The sequence below is a fragment of the Streptomyces sp. NPDC101166 genome, assembly GCF_044768125.1.
Classification (GTDB): domain Bacteria; phylum Actinomycetota; class Actinomycetes; order Streptomycetales; family Streptomycetaceae; genus Streptomyces.
Window position 1 is genome coordinate 54,557 of the sequence record NZ_JBIWPF010000009.1, and the last position, 16,836, is coordinate 71,392.

Consider the following 16,836-nt stretch of genomic DNA (forward strand, 5'->3'; position numbering starts at 1 on the left):
CAGAAACTTACCGCGCGTAGAGGATTGTTGGCGCCCCGCCCCGTAAAAACACAGCCGTTCCGAAGTCTTCACAGCGCATCGGCATTCAGAGGCGTCACGGAATTCGGCGAACTCACAAGATCGTTTCTGCTGGACCGCCTCCACGGCCCGGCGTCACGGGCTGCTCAGCCGTCCGCTGACCCACTCCAGGGTCGCCGGTATCTCCCTCCGCCAGGTGTTGAAGTTGTGTCCGCCGCTTTCGAGGATGATCGACGAGATCCTCGTCTTCTTCGTCGCCTTCACCTGGTCGATGAACTTCATCGTGGGCTTGTAGTCGGATTCCCCGACCTTGCTGCTGGTGACGAGCAGCGAAGTGTCGGGCGCGGGCCGGTGCTTGATGAACCAGCGCAGATCGGCCTCGGCGCGCCGGGTCTTGTCGCCGTGGAAGAGGTCGCCGGTCGTCGGGTCGGACGGCGCGGTGTAGTACGGCGACAGTCCGGCGCCCGCCGCGAAGACGTCGGGATGGTGCATCGCCAGCTTCAGGGCGCAGTAGCCGCCCGTGGAGTTGCCTATGACGCCCCATCTGCTGCCCGGTTTCCTGTTCACCCGGTAGTGCGCCGCCACCGCCTCCGGCAGGTCCTTGGCGAAGAACGACTCGGTCTGCGGCCCGCCCGGGATATCCACGCACTCGGTGTCCCTCGGCGGCGCCACCGTCGGCCGCAGCATCACCAGGATCGTCGGTTCCATACGGCCGGCCTTGGCGAGCTCCCGCGCGGTGCGCGGGTACTCCAACTTGTCGACGAGCGCCTTGGCCGTGCCGGGGTACCCCGTGAGGATGACGGCCGCGGGGAACGTACGCGTGCGCTGCTGCGGGTCGAAGTACTCCGGGGGCAGGTACACGAACGCGGGTGAGTTGATGCCCGTCGTCCGGCCCGCGACGGTGACCTGCTGGATCTGCCCGCTCGTGCTCGTCTGGCCCCCGCCCGCCAGACGACGCGTGTCGACGACGCGCAGCGGTCCCGACGGCCGGCCGTCCTCCGCGTGGTCGACGACGACGCCCTGGTCGTTCTCCTGCCCGAACAAGTCGGCCCAGCTGGCGTAGAAGCCGAACGCCTGGTTGGCGGCGAGCCCCACCGCCGCGAAGAGCGCCACCTGCGTGGCGAGCAGCAGACCGACGCGCCCGGTGACGGCCCGCCAGCCGCGCCCGGCCAGTCGCGGCCACTGCCACACCGTGCCGGCGAACAGCAGTAGGGCGGCGGCGGCCGTCGTCCACAGCGTTGCGTTGCTCGTGAGACCCATGAGGTGTTCCTGCCTGCGCTCTCCGCCGGGGTTCCCGTCCGCCCCGCTCCTTCGCGAGGGCTTTTCCCGGACTTTCCATGGCCTTTTCGGCGGCTTTGACGAGGCGAGTGAACCTCTCTCCCCGAGACACCGTCCTAGAGGACGCAAAGTCGCCGGATGCCCGATCGGGCCCGGATCTCCATGTCTCTCGCGGAACTACGGGATGCGATGTCTGTCAGGGAAGATGAGGAAATGTCGGGCGGGGTTCCGAGCAAGGTGCGCCGACTGATCCGGGGCCCACGCCCCGAGGCCGTGCCCGTCCTCGTCAGCAGGGCGTGCGCCCTCGTGGGTCTGCTGGACGTCGCCGCAGGGGTGTTCCCCCGGTTCCGGCACAGCAGGATGCACACCATCGCCGAGGTCCTGCCCGGATCCTTCGGCCCGTTCGCGGCCGCCATGTCGCTCAGCGCGGGCGTCCTGCTGCTGCTGCTCGCGCACGGCCTCAAGCGCGGCAAGCGGCGCGCGTGGCGCGCGGCCGTCGTGCTCCTCCCCGCGGGCGCCGTCGCGCAGTTCACCTACCGGCACTCCGTGGTCGGCGCGCTGATCTCCCTGGCGCTGCTGATACCGCTGCTCGTCCACCGCGACCAGTTCGCCGCGCTGCCCGACCCGCGCAGCCGCTGGCGCGCCCTCGCCAACTTCGTCCTCATGGGCGCGGGTTCGCTCATGCTGGGCATGGTGATCGTCAGCGCCCACCCCGGCCGTCTGATCGGCGACCCCAGCCTGGCCGACCGCATCACCCACGTGCTGTACGGCCTGTTCGGCTTCGAAGGCCCCGTCGACTACCAGGGCAACACCTCCTGGACGGTCGCCTTCTCCCTCGGCGCCCTGGGCTGGATCACCGCGGTCACCACCATCTATCTCGCCTTCCGGCCCGAGCACCCGGCGGCCCGCCTCACCGAGGAGGACGAGTCCCGGCTGCGCACCCTGCTGGCCAAGCACGGCAGCCGCGACTCCCTCGGCCACTTCGCGCTGCGCCGCGACAAGGCCGTCGTGTTCTCCCCCAGCGGCAAGGCGGCCGTGACCTACCGCGTCGTCTCCGGTGTGATGCTCGCCAGCGGCGACCCCATCGGCGACGTCGAGGCCTGGCCCGGCGCCATCGAGCGCTTCATGGACGAGGCCAAGGCCCACTCCTGGACCCCCGCCGTCATGGGCTGCTCGGAGACGGGCGGCGAGGTGTGGACCCGCGAGACCGGACTCGACGCCCTGGAGCTGGGCGACGAGGCGGTGGTGGACGTGGCGGATTTCTCGCTTGCCGGCCGCGCGATGCGCAACGTGCGCCAGATGGTCAAGCGCATCGAGCGCGCCGGTTACGAGACCCGGGTCCGTCGTGTCCGTGACCTCGGCGAAGCCGAACTGGAGCGCATCCGGCGCGCCGCCGAGGACTGGCGGGGCACCGACACCGAGCGCGGCTTCTCCATGGCCCTCGGCCGTGTCGGCGACCCCGCCGACGGCGACTGCCTCATCGCCACCGCCCACAAGGCCGACGCCGAGCCGGGCGAGTACGGCGATCTGAAGGCGATCCTGCACTTCGTGCCCTGGGGCACGGACGGCGTCTCCCTCGACCTGATGCGCCGGGACCGCTCGGCCGACCCGGGCATGAACGAACTGCTGATCGTCGCCGCCCTCCAGGCCGCGCCGAAGTTCGCCATCACGCGCGTGTCCCTCAACTTCGCCATGTTCCGCTCCGCGCTGGCCCGCGGCGAGAAGATCGGCGCGGGCCCCGTGCTGCGTGCCTGGCGCGGCCTGCTGGTGTTCCTCTCGCGCTGGTTCCAGATCGAGTCGCTGTACAAGTTCAACGCCAAGTTCCAGCCGCGCTGGGAGCCCCGCTTCGTCGTCTACCGGGCCTCCGCCGACCTGCCCCGCATCGGCTTCGCCGCCATGCAGGCCGAGGGCTTCGTCACTCTGGCCCTCCCCCTGCCGCGCTTCCTGCGCCGCCGCACCGCCGCACCGCGCGCGTGCGCGCACGTCGCGGCGGAGCGGGTGCGCGAACAGGACATGCGGGCCGCGTAGCCGCCCTGCCGCCCTGGACCTCGGCCCGGCCGGAGCGCCCCACCAGGGGCGTCCGACCGGGCCGCACACCGTCCCGGCACGCCGCTGGGCCTACGCTGAACGTATGAGCAAGCAGAGCGGACGCGGGCACGTCGACGGCCTTCCCGAGTGGGACCGCTGCGCGGTCATGGGCGTCGTCAACGTGACCCCCGACTCCTTCTCCGACGGCGGCCGCTTCTTCGACACGACGGCCGCCGTCAAGCACGGCCTCCACCTGGTCGCCGAGGGCGCCGACCTCGTCGACGTCGGCGGCGAGTCCACCCGCCCCGGAGCGGCCCGCGTGGACGAGGCCGAGGAACTGCGCCGTGTCGTCCCCGTCGTCCGCGGGCTCGCCTCCGAGGGCGTCGTCGTCTCCGTCGACACCATGCGCGCCTCCGTCGCCGCCCGGGCCCTCGCCGCCGGCGCCGCCCTCGTCAACGACGTGAGCGGCGGACTGGCCGACCCCGAGATGATCCCGGTCGTCGCCGACGCGGGCGCCCCCTTCGTCGTCATGCACTGGCGCGGCTTCCTGGAGGGCGGCAACGTCCGGGGCGTCTACGAGGACGTCGTCCGCGAAGTCGTCGACGAACTGCACGCGCGCGTGGACGCCGTCGTCGCCGGCGGCGTCGCACCCGACCGCGTCGTCGTCGACCCCGGCCTCGGCTTCTCCAAGGAGGCCGACCACGATCTGTCGCTGCTGGCCTGCCTGGACCGGCTCCACACCCTCGGCCGCCCGCTGCTCGTCGCCGCTTCTCGCAAGCGGTTCCTCGGCCGGGTGCTGGCAGGCCCGCAGGGCTCCCCGCCCCCCGCGCGCGAACGCGACGCCGCCACCGCCGCCGTCTCCGCCCTCGCGGCGCACGCGGGCGCGTGGGCGGTCCGTGTGCACGAGGTGCGCGCGACGGCCGACGCCGTACGGGTCGCGCACGCCGTGGAGGAAGCGCGCACGCACCACCGCGCGACCGGCCACGCCACCCTCCGCGACGGCGCAGAGGGAGCCCTGTGAGCGCCCCGCACACGGACGTCGAGCAGGTCGAGGCCGCCAACACCGCCTTCTACGAGGCGCTGGAGCGCGGCGATTTCGAGTCGGTGTCCTCGTTCTGGCTCACACCCGCCGACCTGGGCGTCGACGAGGAGTACCACGACCCGGCGGACACCGGCGTGGTCTCCTGCGTGCATCCCGGCTGGCCCGTGCTGACCGGCCGCGGCGAGGTGCTCCGGTCGTACGCGCTGATCATGGCGAACACCGACTACATCCAGTTCTTCCTCACCGACGTGCATGTGTCCGTGACCGGCGACACCGCCTTGGTGACCTGCACCGAGAACATCCTCAGCGGCGGTCCCGCGCCGGAGGAAGGCGAGGAGCTGGGGCCGCTCGTGGGCCAGTTGGTGGTCGCCACGAACGTCTTCCGCCGCACGTCCGACGGCTGGAAGCTGTGGTCGCACCACGCCTCTCCCGTGCTGGCCGAAGCCGACGACGACGAGGGCCCGGAGAACGCCAACGGCGAGAACGGCGTCAACGGTGAGGACGGCGACGACGGTGGCGGGCAGCCCCTCGCTTGAGCGCGCGAGGGCCCCGCGGAACGCCGAAGGGACCAAGAAGTGGTTGGAATCACGAACTCGCGGGTAGGGGCGGCTATCAGCCCGTGAGCCACCGGCCTCCCCAGGGGAAACGCACGGTGAACCTCTGACGTCCGGTCCGGCGCCGAGGGTCCCGTGGCCCGGCGATGTCAGTGCTCGCGGGTAGATTCGTCCGAGGCCGGTGTGACGCCCGCACACGGACGAACCGGCCGTCACCGACGATTGCAGGAGGATTCGCGTGGACCGTGTCGCGCTGCGCGGCCTGAAGGCCCGCGGGTACCACGGCGTGTTCCCCAGGGAACGCGAAGAGGGCCAGACCTTCATCGTGGACCTCGCCCTCGGCCTGGACACCCGTCCGGCCGCGGCCGACGACGACCTGGCGAAGACCGTGCACTACGGCATCGTGGCGGAGGAAGTCGTCGCCGTCGTCGAGGGGGATCCCGTCGACCTCGTCGAGACGCTCGCCGAGCGCATCGCCCAGGTCTGCCTGAAGCACGAAGGGGTCCAGGAGGTCGAGGTCTGCGTCCACAAGCCGGACGCGCCGATCACGGTCCCCTTCGACGACGTGACCGTCACCATCACCCGGAGCCGAGCATGACCGCGTCCTTCACCGAGGGTCACAGCGACCCGACCGTACAGCCGGTACCCGCCTCCGTCGTCGAGCAGGTCGACGCCGCCGACACCACGCTCCACAACCCGAAACGGGCCGTCGTCGCCATCGGCTCCAACCTCGGCAACCGCCTGGAGACCCTCCAGGGCGCCATCGACGCCCTGGAGGACACCCCGGGCGTACGGGTGAAGGCAGTCTCCCCCGTGTACGAGACGGAGCCGTGGGGCGTCGAGCCCGGCAGCCAGCCGCCCTACTTCAACGCCGTCGTCGTGCTGAAGACGACCCTGCCCCCGTCCTCGCTGCTGGAGCGGGCGCACGCGGTCGAGGAGGCCTTCCACCGCGTGCGCGACGAGCGCTGGGGCGCGCGCACGCTGGACGTCGACATCGTCGCGTACGCCGACGTCGTCTCCGACGACCCGCACCTGACGCTCCCGCACCCCCGCGCCCATGAGCGGGCCTTCGTCCTCGCGCCGTGGCACGACGTGGACCCCGAGGCCCGCGTCCCCGGCCGGGGCGCGGTCGCCGACCTGCTCGACGCGGTCACCCGCGAGGGTGTGCAAGCGCGGGGGGACCTGGAACTCAGGCTGCCCGAGTAGTCGTTAAGGTCGACGAGGGCCGCGACGACCACAGCCCCGTGGGAACCGAAGGGACACCGTGAGAGAGCTGCGCATCAGGACGCTGGTCGGCGTCTTCCTCGTCGCCGGCGTCCTGTCCTGGGCGGGCGCCCGCCTGTGGAACTCGCTCGGGACGCTCCCCGGCGTTCCGCTGGCGGCGCCCATCGCGCTCGCCGTGATCGCCGCGATCCTGCTGGCCACGGCGCTCTCCCTGCGCGCCCGCCTCAAGGCGCAGCGCGAGCGCCGCCCCGAGGCCAAGGGCGTCGACCCCCTGATGGCGGCCCGCGCCGTCGTCTTCGGCCACGCCAGCGCCCTGGTGGCGGCCCTCGTCGCCGGCATGTACGGCGGCACCGGCGTCTTCCTGCTGGAGTCCCTGGACATGCCCGCCCGCCGCGACCAGGCGGTCTACGCCGCCTTCTCCGTCGTGGCCGGCATCGCCGTCATAGCGGCGGCCATGTTCCTGGAGCGGGTCTGCAAGCTCCCCGAAGACGACGACGACAACACGGGAGCCGCCTCCACGGCGTGACGGCGGCCAGGACCACGCCGTGGCCGCCGCCGGACGCGTAGGCGTCAGCGCGCCATGATCAGGCTCATGGCCTCGTTACGGGTCGCGGGATCGCGAAGCTGACCGCGGACCGCCGACGTTATGGTCTTCGCTCCGGGCTTGCGCACCCCCCGCATCGACATGCACATGTGCTCGCACTCGACGACGACGATCACTCCCCGGGGTTCCAGGATCTCCATCAGGGAGTCGGCGACCTGCGTGGTGAGCCGTTCCTGCACCTGAGGACGCCGGGCGTAGACGTCCACGAGCCGGGCCAGCTTCGAGAGCCCCGTGATCTTGCCTTCGGCGGACGGGATGTAGCCGACATGGGCGAACCCGACAAAGGGGACGAGGTGATGCTCGCAGCTGCTCAGGACCTCGATGTCCTTCACGAGCACCATCTCATCGTGCCCCAGGTCGAACGTGGTCGTCAGCACGTCCTCCGGCCGCTGCCACAGCCCCGCGAAGATCTCCTTGTAAGCCCGCGCCACCCGGGCCGGCGTCTCGCGGAGGCCCTCCCGGTCCGGGTCCTCGCCGACTGCGAGCAGCAGTTCTCGTACGGCGTTCTCGGCGCGCTTCGCGTCGAACGCGCCGATCGGGCCCTCGCCGGCCAGCGTCACGGGGTCGGTCATCTGGTCTCTCGTTCCTGTGCGGGTCGCGCGCGTGGGTCACGCGCCTGAGCTGCGGGCATGCGGAAACGCCGCGCCCCCCAGGCTAGAACCTTGGGGGGCGTGGCATTCATTCCGGGCGGAGCGTCAGTTCTCGGGACGCTCCTCGGGGGCCGGCTCGGCCACCGGCGCCGGATCCGACGCGGTGGACTTGGCGGTGCTGATCGCCGGCGACGCGCCGTTCGCGCCGTTCGTCAGTGCGAGCTCCTTGGGGGAGAGCACCGGCGGGCGGGTGGACGGCGTGCGCCGCGAGGAGCCCGTCCACGCGGGCCGCGGCGGGCGCTTGACGATGGGGGCGAAGATCTCGGCGATCTCCTCCTTGCCCAGCGTCTCCCGCTCCAGCAGCTGGAGCACGAGGTTGTCGAGGACGTCGCGGTTCTCGACCAGGATCTCCCAGGCCTCGTTGTGCGCGTTCTCGATGAGCTTCTTGACCTCCTCGTCCACCAGCGCGGCGACCTCTTCCGAGTAGTCGCGCTGGTGAGCCATCTCACGGCCGAGGAAGGGCTCGGTGTTGTCGCCGCCGAACTTGATGGCGCCGAGCCGCTCGGTCATGCCGTACTGCGTGACCATCGCGCGGGCCGTGGTGGTGGCCTTCTCGATGTCGTTCGCGGCACCCGTGGTCGGGTCGTGGAAGACCAGTTCCTCGGCCGCCCGGCCGCCCAGCATGTAGGCGAGCTGGTCGAGCATCTCGTTGCGGGTGGTCGAGTACTTGTCCTCGTCCGGGAGCACCATCGTGTAACCGAGGGCGCGGCCCCGGGACAGGATCGTGATCTTGTGGACGGGGTCGGAGTTGGGGGAAGCCGCCGCGACCAGGGCGTGTCCGCCCTCGTGGTACGCGGTGATCTTCTTCTCCTTGTCCGACATGATCCGGGTCCGCTTCTGCGGGCCCGCCACGACGCGGTCGATGGCCTCGTCCAGCATCTGGTTGTCGATCAGCTTCTTGTCGCTGCGCGCGGTGAGGAGCGCGGCTTCGTTCAGCACGTTCGACAGGTCGGCGCCCGTGAAACCGGGCGTGCGGCGGGCGACGGCCGACAGGTCGACGTCCGGCGCGACCGGCTTGCCCTTCTGGTGGACCTTGAGGATCTCCAGACGGCCCTGCATGTCCGGGCGGTCGACCGCGATCTGACGGTCGAAGCGGCCGGGGCGCAGGAGGGCCGGGTCGAGGATGTCGGGCCGGTTCGTCGCGGCGATGAGGATCACGCCGCCCTTGACGTCGAAGCCGTCCATCTCGACGAGCAGCTGGTTCAGCGTCTGCTCGCGCTCGTCGTGACCGCCGCCGAGGCCGGCGCCGCGGTGGCGGCCGACCGCGTCGATCTCGTCGACGAAGACGATCGCCGGGGCGTTCGCCTTGGCCTGCTCGAAGAGGTCGCGCACCCGGGAGGCGCCGACGCCGACGAACATCTCGACGAAGTCGGAACCGGAGATCGAGTAGAAGGGGACGCCCGCTTCGCCGGCGACGGCGCGTGCGAGCAGGGTCTTGCCGGTGCCGGGAGGCCCGTAGAGCAGAACGCCCTTGGGGATCTTGGCGCCGACGGCCTGGAACTTCGCAGGCTCCTGCAGGAACTCCTTGATCTCGTGCAGCTCCTCGACGGCCTCGTCCGAACCGGCGACGTCGGAGAACGTCGTCTTCGGGGTGTCCTTGGTGATGAGCTTGGCCTTGGACTTGCCGAAGTTCATGACCCGGGAGCCGCCGCCCTGCATCTGATTCATCAGGAACAGGAAGACGACGACGATGAGGACGAAGGGGAGCAGCGTGAGCAGGATGCCCACGATCGGGTTCTGCTTGGACGGCGACACTGTGTAGCCGTCCGGGATCTGCTTGTCCTGGTACTTGGTCTGCAGCGTGTTGGCGATGGTCACGCCCTGGTCGCCGATGTAGCTGGCCTGGACCTTGGAGCTGCCCTCGACCTTTTCGCCGTCCTTGAGGGTGATCTTGACGATCTGATCGTCACCGGTGGTCAGCTTGGCCGACTCGACCTTGTTGTCGTTGATCGCTGCCACGACCTGGCCGGTGTCCACCGTCTTGTAGCCGCCGGACGAGCCGACGACCTGCATCAACACGACCACGGCAAGGACGGCCAGCACGATCCACATGACCGGCCCACGGAAGTATCGCTTCACGTCCATCCATACGGAGCGGTGCCGCCCCGTCCCTCCTGCCATAGTGAGTTTGATAAGACAGTTCTTCTGACGGTACCCCAGCATTGTCGCGCGAAGCCGCACTGGAAGGTCGGCGTACCCGTCTGCAAGCTCCAACGGTGCGAAACCCGCTGGGGTTCCCGGTCGTCCTACAGGGCTTGGGCCGTCTGGTCACCGGACCCCGCCCGTACGGCTCAACCGCCGTAGACGTGGGGCGCGAGCGTACCGACGAACGGGAGGTTGCGGTACTTCTCGGCGTAGTCGAGGCCGTAACCGACGACGAACTCGTTGGGGATGTCGAAGCCGACCCACTCGACGTCGATGGCGACCTTCGCGGCCTCGGGCTTGCGCAGCAGCGTGCACACCTTGAGGGAGGCGGGCTCGCGCGAGCCGAGGTTGGACAGCAGCCAGGACAGGGTCAGCCCGGAGTCGATGATGTCCTCGACGATGAGGACGTGCCGGCCCTTGATGTCGGTGTCGAGGTCCTTGAGGATCCGCACCACACCGGAGGACTGGGTGCCCGCGCCGTACGAGGACACGGCCATCCAGTCCATGGTGACGGGGGTGGACAGCGCCCGGGCGAGGTCGGCCATGACCATCACCGCGCCCTTGAGGACGCCGACGATGAGCAGGTCCTTGCCCGCGTACTCCGCGTCGATCTTCGCCGCCAGCTCGGCGAGCTTGGCGTCGATCTCTTCCTTGGTGATGAGCACCTGCTTGAGGTCGGCACCCATGTCTTTCGCGTCCACCCGCATCACTTTCGGTCGTCCCACCGGCCGGCCGCCCCTCCACGCGGTGCCGGAGGGGTCCGGATTCAGCCTTGCCGAATCACCAGTCTGCCACCCTGGCGCTGGGCCACGACTTTGCCGGGGAGATTGATGGCTCCCTGCCCGCGCCAGCCGGTGATCAGCCGGTCGATCTCCTCGATGTGCCGGGCGAAGAGCGAGCCGGCCGGCGCGCCCGCGTCGATGGCGGCGCGGCGCAGGATGCGCCGTCGCACGGCGGGCGGCAGAGCGTAGAGCTTGGCGCACTCCAGCAGGCCCGTCGCGTCTCGCACGGAGGACTCGGCCTGGCCGGCCCAGGCGTCGAGGGCGTCGGCGTCGTCACGGGAGAGCTGGGCCGTCCGGGCGAGGGCTTCGACGACGCCCTTGCCGAGGGCCTTCTCCAGCGCGGGCAGGCCCTCGTGGCGCAGCCGGGAGCGGGTGTAGGCCGGGTCGGTGTTGTGCGGGTCGTCCCAGACCGGCAGGGACTGGGCCATGCAGGCCTTTCGGGCGGTCTGCCGGTCGAGGGCGAGGAAGGGGCGCCGGTAACGGCCGCCGGCCCCCGAGACCGCGGCCATCCCGGACAGGGAGCGGATGCCGGAGCCGCGGGCGAGGCCGAGCAGGACGGTCTCCGCCTGGTCGTCGCGGGTGTGGCCGAGCAGGACCGCGGTGGCGCCGTGGCGTTCGGCCACGGCGTCCAGGGCGGCGTAGCGGGCGTCGCGGGCGGCCGCCTCGGGGCCGCCCTGCCGGCCGACGGTGACGGCCATGGCCTCGACGGGGTCGAGACCCAGTTCGCGCAGCCGCAGGACGACTTCGTCGGCGCGCTGGTCGGAGCCGGCCTGGAGGCCGTGGTCGACGGTGACGCCGCCGGCGCGGATGCCGAGCTTGGGGGCTTCGAAGGCGAGGGCGGAGGCGAGCGCCATGGAGTCGGCGCCGCCGGAGCACGCGACGAGCACGAGCGGCGGGTGCGGGCGCTCGTGCACGGGGGCGTCGGAGCCGCGAGGGGCCTCGGCGGGGGCCGGGGCTCCGGGGGCGCCGGTGTGGTCGTTGAGGATGTCGTGGAGGACGCGGCGGACCGCCAGGCGTATCGCCGCGACCGCAGGATGGGGACCCATGTCCGGTTCCCTTCAATGAAGTTGTCGGGGGTGAGCCCGAGTCCGGTCACGCAGAGTGTGTAGATGGTGACAGAACCGGGCCGCTCCCCGAGCATTGCACGCCTGCGAGAGGCTCACGGTCCCTCGGACGGGTGATTGCGAGGGCGTTCGCCTGCCGTCCGGCGGTTTCGGATCACGCCGGGTCGGCCTTGCGGTGCACCCGAGCGACCCAGTCCGCCGGTTTGGCGATCTCGGCCTTGGTGGGGAGCGTGTTCGGTGAGGTCCACACCCGGTTGAAGCCGTCCATGCCGACCTGGTCGACGACGGCCCGCACGAAGCGTTCGCCGTCCTTGTACTGCCGGAGCTTGGCGTCCAGGCCGAGCAGCTTGCGCAGGGCCATGTCCAGCCGGGAGGCGCCCTTGGCGCGGCGCTGCTGGAACTTCTCGCGGATCTCGGAGACGGTCGGCACGACGTCCGGTCCCACGCCGTCCATGACGAAGTCGGCGTGGCCCTCCAGGAGGGACATCACGGCGGTGAGGCGGGCGAGGATCTCGCGCTGGGCGGGGCTCTGGACGAGTTCGACGAGGGAGTGGCCGCCGTCGTCCTCCTCGCCCTCGGGGCGGCCGCCGGCGAGGGACTGGGCGGCCTCACGGACGCGTTCCAGGAAGGTCATGGGGTCGACGTCGGTCTCCGCCAGGAACGCCTGGATCTCGCTCTCGAGGTGGTCGCGCAGCCAGGGCACCGCGGAGAACTGGGTGCGGTGGGTCTCCTCGTGCAGACACACCCAGAGGCGGAAGTCGTGCGGGTCGACGTCGAGTTCGCGCTCCACGTGCACGATGTTCGGCGCCACGAGGAGGAGCCGGCCGGCGCCGTTGCCGCCGGGGAGTTCGCGGGCGGCGGGCGCGAAGGTCTCGTACTGGCCGAGGACGCGGGAGGCCAGGAACGACAGCAGCATGCCCAGTTCGACGCCGGTGACCTTGCCGCCGACGGCGCTGAGGACGGTGCCGCCGGTACCGCCGCGGCGTTCGTGCATCTTCTCGAGGAGGGGCTTGAGGATCTCGCGGAAACCGGCGACGTTCGCCCGGACCCAGCCGGGGCGGTCGACGACGAGGACGGGGGTGTCGTGGGTCTCCTCGGTGCCCAGACCGGTGAAGCCCCGGACGTGCCCCTCCGAAGCCTTGGCGTGCCGGCGCAACTCGGCGACGACGGCCCGGGCCTCGTCCCGGCTCACGTCGGGCCCCGGCCGCACGAGCCGCGTCGCGGTCGCCACCGCGAGATTCCAGTCGACCATCCCGGAAGAGGCACCACCGATGCTCGTCATGTGTCAACCGTACGTGAGGCCCGCGACCGCGGGCAGGGCGCGAAGCCCCCTCATGGCGCGAGGCCTCTCAGGTGCAGCCGCACGTCGTCAGGGCTGTCGCCGCCCGGTCCAGGGCCGACTGGGCCGCCGCGGGGTCCGTCGTGTCCGAGGTGAGGACGGCGAAGGCCAGGAGGCGGCCGTTCTTGTCGACGGCCGTGCCGGCCAGGGTGTTGACGCCGGTGAGGGTGCCGGTCTTGGCGCGGACGATGCCGGCCGCGCCATCGGCGTAGCGGGCGCTGAGGGTGCCGGTGAAGCCGGCGACGGGCAGGCCGGTCAGGGCCGGGCGGAGGTCGGGCCGGGCGGGGTCGCCGGCCTTGGCGAGGAGCGTGGTGAGGAGGTTCGCCGTGAGGCGGTCGCCGCGGTCGAGGCCGCTGCCGTCCCTGAACACGGCGCCCGACAGGGGCACTCCGAGCCCCGCGAGCTGCCTCTGGACGGCCTCGCCGGCGCCGGCGAAGTCGGGGCGGACGCCTGCGGCCACGGCGGTCTGCCGGGCGAGGGCCTCGGCGATGTCGTTGTCGCTGTTGGTCAGCATGCGTTCGACGAGGGCGGACAGGGGCGGCGAGGACACCGAGGCGAGGGTCACCGCGCGCGCGGTCGCCTTGGAGGGGCCCGGGGACGTGGTGCCGATGCCGCGGGCGCGCAGGTCCTCGGCGAACGTGCGGGCGGCTTCGGCCGCGGGGTCGGGTACGCGGGCCGCCGGGCCGCTCGTGGAGCCGTCGGTGCGGCCCTCGTCGACGGTGAGGGCGGTGACGCGAGCGAGGTTGTCGTTGACCCCGATGGGGTGAACTTCGGAGCCGGCGTACAGGGTGGTGTCGTAGGAGAGCGTCGCGCGGGTGATGCCACGTTTCTTCAGGGCGGCGGCGGTCGCGTCGGCGAGGGTGGTCAGGTCGGCCCAGCCCTCGGCGTTGCGGCGGCCGGCGAGGGTGGGGTCGCCGCCGCCGACGAGGACCACTTCGCCGGTGCCGGGTTCGAGGGCGACGCGGGTGGTGAGGCGGTGGTCGGCGCCCATCGCGGAGAGCGCGGCGACCGCGGTGGCGATCTTCGTGGTGGAGGCCGGCGTGAACGGCCGGTCGGCGCCCGCGCCGTACAGCCGCCGGCCGGTGGCGACGTCGACGACGGCGGCCGCGCGGCTCGCGCCGAGGGCGGGGTCGGCGAGCAGCGGGTCCAGCACGCGCGCGAGGGCCGTGGAGGAGCCCGGCGCGGACCTGACCGGGGTCTGGCCGCCGCCGAGACCGGTGAGGACGGACGCGGCGCTCGGGGCGGGCCGCGGCGTGTCGGACGTTCCGGACGCATCGGATCCACCGGACGCCCGGGACGTATCGCCTCCGCGGCCGTGATCTGCGCCACCCGTCCGTTCCAGTGCGGCGGCCCGGTCCCGCTCGGCCGTACGCTGACCGGTGGAGTCCCAGGGGCCGGCGACCGTCACCACGCCGGCGGCCAGGGCCAGCCCGGCGGTCGCCGCACCCGCGGAGTACTGCCAGGCCCGGCCGGCCTTCGGCCTCGTGATCCGCGCGAGCTGCGGTTTCGCCGCCTGTGTGAGCCGTACGACCTGCGGCTTCGCGGCAGCCGCCGCGCGCGCGAGACGCGGTCGTACGACCTCTGCGGCTTGTGCCAGACGCGGTCGTACGGCGTCCACGGCCCGCACCACGTGCGGTCTCGCGGCGCGCCACGGCCTCAGCTCGGGCACGATCACCAGCCCCTTTCGCGATCACACACCTGCGTGAGGGACACTTAACCACCAGAACTATGTGTTGATCATGGAGGAGCCACCGGTGGAGTTCGACGTCACGATCGAGATCCCGAAGGGTTCGCGGAACAAGTACGAGGTGGACCACGAGACCGGTCGGATCCGCCTGGACCGTCGACTCTTCACCTCGACCGCCTACCCGACCGACTACGGATTCGTCGAGAACACCCTCGGCGAGGACGGCGACCCGCTGGACGCGCTCGTCATCCTGGACGAGCCGACCTTCCCGGGCTGCCTCATCCGCTGCCGCGCCATCGGCATGTTCCGGATGACGGACGAGGCCGGCGGCGACGACAAGCTGCTGTGCGTCCCGGCGACCGACCCGCGCGTGGAGCACCTGCGTGACATCCACCACGTGTCGGAGTTCGACCGCCTGGAGATCCAGCACTTCTTCGAGGTCTACAAGGACCTGGAGCCCGGCAAGTCCGTCGAGGGCGCCGACTGGGTCGGCCGCACCGACGCCGAGGCCGAGATCGAGCGGTCGTACAAGCGCTTCAAGGACCAGGGCGGTCACTGACCTGCCCGGGGCCTGACGACGCCCTGAGCGCCAGGCCCCGCAGGACGGGGCCCGGGGGCCGTACGCGCGTGCGTGCGGCCCTTTCGCTTGCCTGTTTGCGACCTGCACGCATACGTGTGCGTCATCCGCGCATACTGAGGCCTACGGGATGTGTCGTTCAGGGAGCGTTGCTCAGTGTCGGAGGCGGAGGACCGCAAGCCGCAGTCGGACGAGGCGAGGAGCGCGTTCGACTCCGAGATCACTTCGGAGTTCGCGATTCCCCGGGGGCTGGCCGTCTCCCGGGTGGGAGGCGAGTCGGAGACCACGTCGGAGTTCGCCGTGCCGCAGGGGCTGGACGCCCCGCAGCCGGTCGCGGGCGAACCCGAGGGGTCGGCGTTCAGTACGCCGAGAACGTACAGCTCCAAGCACGCCCCGGCCGCGTTCACGCCCGCCGAGGGCTTCCCCGTGGTCAGCCTCACCAAGGACGTGCCCTGGCAGGACCGGATGCGCACGATGCTGCGCATGCCGGTGGCCGAGCGGCCCGCGCCGGAGCGGGCGCCGAAGACGGAGGAGGATGAGGGCCCGGCCGTCCCGCGCGTCCTCGACCTGACGCTGCGTATCGGTGAGCTGCTGCTGGCGGGCGGCGAGGGCGCCGAGGACGTGGAGGCCGCGATGTTCGCGGTGTGCCGCTCCTACGGGCTCGACCGCTGCGAGCCGAACGTCACCTTCACGCTGCTGTCGATCTCCTACCAGCCCTCCCTGGTGGAGGACCCGGTGACGGCCTCACGGACCGTGCGGCGCCGCGGCACCGACTACACGCGCCTGGCGGCCGTCTTCCAGCTCGTCGACGACCTCAGCGACCCCGAGACGCAGATCTCCCTGGAGGAGGCCTACCGCCGTCTCGCGGAGATACGGCGCAACCGGCACCCCTACCCCACCTGGGTGCTGACCTCGGCGAGCGGACTGCTCGCGGGCGCGGCCTCGGTGCTGGTCGGCGGCGATCTGATCGTGTTCGTGGCGGCGGCGCTCGGCGCGATGCTCGGCGACCGGCTGGCCTGGCTGTGCGCGGGGCGCGGGCTGCCGGAGTTCTACCAGTTCCTGGTCGCCGCGATGCCGCCCGCCGCGATCGGGGCCGCGCTGACGCTGACGCACGTCGACGTGGAGGCCTCCGCGGTCATCACCGGTGGACTGTTCGCGCTGCTGCCCGGGCGGGCGCTGGTGGCGGGCGTGCAGGACGGTCTGACCGGTTTCTACATCACCGCCGCGGCACGACTGCTGGAGGTCATGTACTTCTTCGTCGGCATCGTGCTCGGCGTGCTGGTGATGCTGTACGTGGGCGTGCAGCTCGGCGCGCACCTCAACCCCGACGCCGCCCTGGGCATCAGCAAGCGTCCGCTGTGGTCGATCGCCGCGTCGATGCTGCTGTCGCTGACCTTCGCGGTGCTGCTCCAGCAGGAGCGGGCCACCGTGCTCGCCGTGACGCTGAACGGGGGCGTGGCCTGGTCGGTGTTCGGCGCGATGCACTACGCCGGCGACATCTCCCCCGTAGCGTCCACGGCGGTCGCGGCAGGAGTGGTGGGCCTCTTCGGTCAGCTGCTGGCGCGGTACCGGTTCGCTTCGGCGCTGCCGTACACGACGGCGGCGATCGGTCCGCTGCTGCCCGGTTCGGCCACGTACTTCGGGCTGCTGGCGTTCGCCCAGAACAAGGTGGACGCCGGGCTGGTGTCCCTGACGAAGGCCGCGGCGCTGGCCATGGCCATCGCCATCGGGGTGAACCTGGGGTCGGAGATCTCGCGGATGTTCCTGCGGATCGGGTCGGCGGAGAAGCGGCGGGCCGCGAAGCGGACGCGAGGCTTCTGAGGGGGGCGCAGCCTCTCCGGAGG

At 71.5% G+C, this 16,836-nt stretch carries 15 protein-coding genes; 8 read left to right on the plus strand and 7 right to left on the minus strand.

Annotation, left to right across the window (positions count from 1 at the left end):
• Window positions 1–153 precede the first annotated feature (153 nt).
• A complete protein-coding gene (locus tag ACIRS4_RS17630) occupies window positions 154–1,278 on the minus strand; it encodes an alpha/beta hydrolase (RefSeq protein ID WP_404196274.1) in 1,125 nt (374 codons plus the stop codon).
• Between the two features lie 231 nt (window positions 1,279–1,509).
• On the opposite strand from ACIRS4_RS17630, the gene ACIRS4_RS17635 reads away from it, so the two are divergent.
• From ACIRS4_RS17635 to ACIRS4_RS17660, 6 genes are all read left to right on the plus strand, one after another.
• A complete protein-coding gene (locus ACIRS4_RS17635) occupies window positions 1,510–3,324 on the plus strand; it encodes a phosphatidylglycerol lysyltransferase domain-containing protein (protein WP_404196276.1) in 1,815 nt (604 codons plus the stop codon).
• 103 nt (window positions 3,325–3,427) lie between these two features.
• Window positions 3,428–4,345 (plus strand): dihydropteroate synthase, encoded by a 918-nt coding sequence (folP, locus tag ACIRS4_RS17640; protein ID WP_404196278.1) that lies wholly within the window; start codon window positions 3,428–3,430, stop codon window positions 4,343–4,345.
• On the plus strand, window positions 4,342–4,902 hold the full coding sequence (locus tag ACIRS4_RS17645) for a nuclear transport factor 2 family protein (RefSeq protein ID WP_404196281.1): 561 nt from the start codon (window positions 4,342–4,344) through the stop codon (window positions 4,900–4,902). The genes folP and ACIRS4_RS17645 overlap by 4 nt, the downstream gene beginning before the upstream one ends.
• 256 nt (window positions 4,903–5,158) lie before the next feature.
• On the plus strand, window positions 5,159–5,518 hold the full coding sequence (folB, locus tag ACIRS4_RS17650; RefSeq protein ID WP_404196284.1) for a dihydroneopterin aldolase: 360 nt from the start codon (window positions 5,159–5,161) through the stop codon (window positions 5,516–5,518).
• Window positions 5,515–6,126 (plus strand): 2-amino-4-hydroxy-6-hydroxymethyldihydropteridine diphosphokinase, encoded by a 612-nt coding sequence (folK, locus tag ACIRS4_RS17655; protein WP_404196287.1) that lies wholly within the window; start codon window positions 5,515–5,517, stop codon window positions 6,124–6,126. Before folB ends, folK begins: the two co-directional genes overlap by 4 nt.
• Window positions 6,127–6,184: 58 nt before the next feature.
• Window positions 6,185–6,670: a DUF3180 domain-containing protein gene (locus ACIRS4_RS17660; protein WP_404196289.1), complete on the plus strand. Its 486-nt coding sequence runs from the start codon at window positions 6,185–6,187 to the stop codon at window positions 6,668–6,670.
• Window positions 6,671–6,714: 44 nt separating this feature from the next.
• Here the strand turns inward: ACIRS4_RS17660 and folE are convergent, their stop codons facing one another.
• From folE to dacB, 6 genes are all read right to left on the minus strand, one after another.
• On the minus strand, window positions 6,715–7,320 hold the full coding sequence (gene folE / locus ACIRS4_RS17665) for a GTP cyclohydrolase I FolE (protein WP_404196292.1): 606 nt from the start codon (window positions 7,318–7,320) through the stop codon (window positions 6,715–6,717).
• A 123-nt stretch (window positions 7,321–7,443) separates the two neighbouring features.
• Window positions 7,444–9,483, minus strand: a complete 2,040-nt coding sequence (ftsH, locus tag ACIRS4_RS17670; RefSeq protein WP_404196811.1) for an ATP-dependent zinc metalloprotease FtsH — start codon at window positions 9,481–9,483, stop codon at window positions 7,444–7,446.
• Window positions 9,484–9,689: 206 nt separating this feature from the next.
• Window positions 9,690–10,250, minus strand: a complete 561-nt coding sequence (gene hpt, locus ACIRS4_RS17675; protein ID WP_404196814.1) for a hypoxanthine phosphoribosyltransferase — start codon at window positions 10,248–10,250, stop codon at window positions 9,690–9,692.
• A gap of 59 nt (window positions 10,251–10,309) precedes the next feature.
• Entirely contained in the window at window positions 10,310–11,371 is a 1,062-nt protein-coding gene (tilS, locus tag ACIRS4_RS17680; RefSeq protein ID WP_404196294.1) for a tRNA lysidine(34) synthetase TilS, read from the minus strand.
• A gap of 172 nt (window positions 11,372–11,543) precedes the next feature.
• Window positions 11,544–12,671 (minus strand): zinc-dependent metalloprotease, encoded by a 1,128-nt coding sequence (locus tag ACIRS4_RS17685; RefSeq protein ID WP_404196297.1) that lies wholly within the window; start codon window positions 12,669–12,671, stop codon window positions 11,544–11,546.
• A gap of 67 nt (window positions 12,672–12,738) precedes the next feature.
• Window positions 12,739–14,403, minus strand: coding sequence for a D-alanyl-D-alanine carboxypeptidase/D-alanyl-D-alanine-endopeptidase (gene dacB, locus ACIRS4_RS17690; RefSeq protein WP_404196300.1), 1,665 nt, complete (start codon window positions 14,401–14,403; stop codon window positions 12,739–12,741).
• Between the two features lie 79 nt (window positions 14,404–14,482).
• On the opposite strand from dacB, the gene ACIRS4_RS17695 reads away from it, so the two are divergent.
• Both ACIRS4_RS17695 and ACIRS4_RS17700 read left to right on the plus strand, forming a co-directional pair.
• Complete coding sequence (locus tag ACIRS4_RS17695) at window positions 14,483–14,974, plus strand: inorganic diphosphatase (RefSeq protein WP_055637912.1); 492 nt, start codon at window positions 14,483–14,485, stop codon at window positions 14,972–14,974.
• Window positions 14,975–15,148: 174 nt separating this feature from the next.
• Window positions 15,149–16,813, plus strand: coding sequence for a threonine/serine exporter ThrE family protein (locus tag ACIRS4_RS17700; protein WP_404196302.1), 1,665 nt, complete (start codon window positions 15,149–15,151; stop codon window positions 16,811–16,813).
• Window positions 16,814–16,836: the final 23 nt, after the last annotated feature.

Bases quoted from the DNA above. Each gene is read 5' to 3' on its own strand.
- ACIRS4_RS17630 (WP_404196274.1), bottom strand. From the start codon at position 1,278: ATGGGTCTCACGAGCAACGCAACGCTGTGGACGACGGCCGCCGCCGCC.
- ACIRS4_RS17635 (WP_404196276.1), top strand. From the start codon at position 1,510: ATGTCGGGCGGGGTTCCGAGCAAGGTGCGCCGACTGATCCGGGGCCCA.
- folP (WP_404196278.1), top strand. From the start codon at position 3,428: ATGAGCAAGCAGAGCGGACGCGGGCACGTCGACGGCCTTCCCGAGTGG.
- folK (WP_404196287.1), top strand. From the start codon at position 5,515: ATGACCGCGTCCTTCACCGAGGGTCACAGCGACCCGACCGTACAGCCG.
- folE (WP_404196292.1), bottom strand. From the start codon at position 7,320: ATGACCGACCCCGTGACGCTGGCCGGCGAGGGCCCGATCGGCGCGTTC.
- ftsH (WP_404196811.1), bottom strand. From the start codon at position 9,483: ATGGACGTGAAGCGATACTTCCGTGGGCCGGTCATGTGGATCGTGCTG.
- hpt (WP_404196814.1), bottom strand. From the start codon at position 10,250: ATGCGGGTGGACGCGAAAGACATGGGTGCCGACCTCAAGCAGGTGCTC.
- tilS (WP_404196294.1), bottom strand. From the start codon at position 11,371: ATGGGTCCCCATCCTGCGGTCGCGGCGATACGCCTGGCGGTCCGCCGC.
- ACIRS4_RS17685 (WP_404196297.1), bottom strand. From the start codon at position 12,671: ATGACGAGCATCGGTGGTGCCTCTTCCGGGATGGTCGACTGGAATCTC.